Source organism: Pseudoxanthomonas sp. LjRoot204_2, assembly GCF_056175765.1.
Map to the genome: position 1 here is coordinate 1 of NZ_JBGFFG010000392.1, position 3,137 is coordinate 3,137.

5 protein-coding genes are annotated in these 3,137 nt (G+C 66.2%); 3 read left to right on the forward strand and 2 right to left on the reverse strand.

Annotated elements, in window-relative coordinates; all coding sequences use genetic code 11:
• The coding region (locus tag AC04L7_RS15355) for a M16 family metallopeptidase (RefSeq protein ID WP_475513338.1) at window positions 1–453 on the reverse strand (453 nt) is incomplete at its 3' end.
• Between the two features lie 120 nt (window positions 454–573).
• Between AC04L7_RS15355 and AC04L7_RS15360 the strand changes: the two genes are divergently transcribed.
• The 3 genes from AC04L7_RS15360 (at window position 574) to trmL (ending at window position 2,637) form a co-directional block, all read left to right on the forward strand.
• Window positions 574–1,278: an SDR family oxidoreductase gene (locus AC04L7_RS15360; RefSeq protein WP_435996017.1), complete on the forward strand. Its 705-nt coding sequence runs from the start codon at window positions 574–576 to the stop codon at window positions 1,276–1,278.
• 397 nt (window positions 1,279–1,675) lie between these two features.
• Window positions 1,676–2,056: a hypothetical protein gene (locus tag AC04L7_RS15365; RefSeq protein ID WP_436040774.1), complete on the forward strand. Its 381-nt coding sequence runs from the start codon at window positions 1,676–1,678 to the stop codon at window positions 2,054–2,056.
• 101 nt (window positions 2,057–2,157) lie between these two features.
• Window positions 2,158–2,637 carry a tRNA (uridine(34)/cytosine(34)/5-carboxymethylaminomethyluridine(34)-2'-O)-methyltransferase TrmL gene (gene trmL / locus AC04L7_RS15370; protein WP_296281288.1) on the forward strand — a complete coding sequence of 160 codons (480 nt, stop codon included), beginning with the start codon at window positions 2,158–2,160 and terminating at the stop codon, window positions 2,635–2,637.
• A gap of 186 nt (window positions 2,638–2,823) precedes the next feature.
• Here the strand turns inward: trmL and AC04L7_RS15375 are convergent.
• The coding region (locus AC04L7_RS15375; protein WP_475513339.1) for an NAD(P)/FAD-dependent oxidoreductase at window positions 2,824–3,137 on the reverse strand (314 nt) is incomplete at its 5' end.

Sequence of the window (3,137 nt, forward strand, 5' to 3'; positions counted from 1 at the left end):
CAGGTGGCCCATGCGATCGGATTCCATCCACAGCGCCATGTCGAGCGCGGTGGTCGGCACGTTCTGGAAGTAGTTGGTGCGGTCCTGGTTGGTGGTGCCGTTCTGGTCAGTGGCGCCGACCAGCTCGAACGGGGTGAAGAACTCGCCGACGTGGTTCTCGCTGCCCTGGAACATCAGATGCTCGAACAGGTGGGCGAAGCCGGTGCGGCCGGGCGTCTCGTTCTTGCTACCCACGTGGTACCAGATGTTCACCGCCACGATCGGCGCCTTGCGGTCGGTGTGCACGATCACCCGCAGGCCGTTGGGCAGCGTGAACTCCTCGTAGGGGATCACAATGTCCGCGCCGGCGGCCGGCTTCGCATAGGAAGGCGCGGGCGCGTAGGCCAGGCCCCCGAGGGCGGCGGACAGGGCGACGGCGAGCAAGGCGGCGCGGGGCCGACGGTAGAGGGACATGGACACTCCTGTTGATACGGTATGGGCCTGCAGAATCCGCGATGCTAGCCGCCGGCCGTCGTCATTACACTAGGCCACAAGCCATGACCAACGGCAGGGGAATCCCCTCGAGGAGGCGCCATGGACCGCAAGCACTGCCTGATCACCGGCGCCAACCGGGGCCTGGGGCTGGAACTGGTGATCCAGCTGCTGGCCCGGCAGCGGCACGTGGTGGCGACCTGTCGCCACCCCGGCAAGGCGACGGCGCTCAACCGTCTGGCGGGCGAGCATCCCGGCCGCCTGCACGTGCTGCCGCTGGATGTCGCCGATGCCCGCAGCCGCGACGCGCTGTTGCGCGAGTTGCCCCTGGTGACCGACGACGATCCGCTGCACCTGCTGATCAACAACGCCGGCGTGCTGCGCGGCGGCGAACGTTTCGGGCAGGTCGCCGCCACCGACCTGGACGCGAGCTTCCACACGCATGCGGCCGGACCTTTCCTGTTGACGCAGGCGCTTGCACCCCAGCTGGCCGACGGTGCCGTGGTGGCGAACATCTCGTCCGAGATCGGCTCGATCGCCTTGCGCCAGGAATTCCGTACACCCAGCTATGCGATCGGCAAGGCGGCGCAGAACATGGTGACGTCCCTGCTATCGCAGGCCTTGGCCCCACGCGGCATCAAGGTCGTGGCTCTGCACCCCGGCTGGGTGCGCACCGACATGGGCGGCGACAGCGCGCTGCTGTCAGCGGCGGAATCCGCCAGCGGCCTGCTGCAGGTGATCGACCATCTCACCGCCGAGCAAAGCGGACGCTTCCTTGATTGGCAGGGCGACCCCCTCCCCTGGTGAAACTGAACGTTGACTCCGCCAGTTCGCAGGCGACGCAACGAATCCTAGTTGAACGGCATCCAAACCCTTACGTACCGGAGTGACCGGGCCTGGGGCGAAGCGGCGTGTTCGCAGTCACAACGAACAACGCCGCCCGTCTTGGCTTACGCAGGACGGACACTGGACGGACAGTCTTCCGGACAGCGGACGTGCAGGAAGCATCCGGAACACCTTATGGATCAATGACTTACGTTTGGCATGGTTTCTGCGATACCTACAACAAACTCGCGCAGCACCTGCTCAACCTGACTGAAGCCTGAACGAAGCTCACAAAACGAAAAGTTTTGCTTGATCGCTCTGTCTAGGTGTACTACCTTACTACCACACCACCCAACAACATCACTACAGAGGCATGACAATGAACGCCAAGAACCTCCTCCCCCTGACCGCCGCCGCCGTGTTCGCCCTGTGCGCCGGTGCCATGGTCGTTTCCGCCAGCCACGCCGACAACCGCCAGACCGCCGCCACCGACATCGCCCGCATCGTGGACCTGCCGACCGTGACGGTCGCCCCGGATGCCGCCGACCTGGCCCACTACAACACCTACAAGGACACCAAGATCGTCGACCTCGCCACCATCACCGTGACGCCGGCTGCCGAAGACCTGGCCCAGTTCGTCGCCCAGCAGGCCGTGCGCGTGGTCGACATGCCGGTGGTCACCGTGCGTCCGTCGGCCGAGGACATGCAGCAGATCGCGGTGCAGGCCGGTGCACTGGCCAGCCAGCTGGCTTCGCGCTGATACGCAGGCGATACACGTTCCACCTGCGTCATCACGCAAGCCGGCGGCGGCCGGAGCTCCACCGCCAATGAGGCCATGCAGCGCCGCGTAGAATGCGCGCCATGACCGATACCCTGGACATCGACGTCCTGCTGTACCAGCCGGAAATTCCCCCGAATACCGGCAATGCCATCCGCCTCTGCGCGAACACCGGCGCGCGGCTGCACCTGATCGAACCGCTCGGGTTCGCATTGGAAGACAAGCAGCTCAAGCGCGCCGGCCTGGACTACCACGAATACGCCACGCTGCAGGTACACGCGTCGCTCGACGCCGCCCTGCAGCGTATCCGTCCTGCACGCCTGTTCGCCCTGAGCACCCGCGGCACCGTCCGCCACGACCAGCCGGCCTATGGGCCTGGCGATGCCTTCCTGTTCGGGCCGGAAACCCGCGGCCTGCCGCAGGACGTCCTGGAAGGCGTGCCGGGGGACCAGCGCATCCGCCTGCCGATGCGACCGGACAATCGCAGCCTCAACCTGTCCAACACCGTGGCCGTGGTGGTGTTCGAGGCGTGGCGACAGGCGGGATTCGTCGGGGGGGCGTGACGTGCAACTCGCCTTCATGGGAGCGACGTAAGTCGCGAACGCGGAAACCAGGACGCCACGTCCGGGTTCGCACGCCCATCAAAGCGAATACGGCTCCCATTTCGCCGGGATCGCTCGTCTCGATCAAGATGCACTAAACACCGATGTGTGCGATCGCGACTGACGTCGCTCCTACAAGTGGATCGGCTACCCGAACCGCGCCAGCGCATAGGGCGCCAGCGGTATCTCCGTCGCCTCGCCGGCCATCATCTGATCCAGCAGCTTGCCCGTGACCGGTCCTTGGGTCAGGCCGAGGTGGCCGTGGCCGGTGGCGACGAAGACGTCTTCCCCCGGCACGCGGTCGATGATCGGCAACGAATCGGGCGTGCAGGGGCGATTGCCGGCCCACTCGGACACCGGTTCGCCCGCGATACCGGGAAACAGCGTGCGCGCCTCGGGGTCGAGCCGGCGGATCAGCGCGTAGTGCGGATCGCGACCCAGCGCGGTCAGCTCCTTGATGC

What these genes read in the sequence shown, in the direction of transcription:
- AC04L7_RS15365 (WP_436040774.1), top strand. Translation starts at nt 1,676, where the DNA reads ATGAACGCCAAGAACCTCCTCCCCCTGACCGCCGCCGCCGTGTTCGCC.
- trmL (WP_296281288.1), top strand. Translation starts at nt 2,158, where the DNA reads ATGACCGATACCCTGGACATCGACGTCCTGCTGTACCAGCCGGAAATT.
- AC04L7_RS15360 (WP_435996017.1), top strand. Translation starts at nt 574, where the DNA reads ATGGACCGCAAGCACTGCCTGATCACCGGCGCCAACCGGGGCCTGGGG.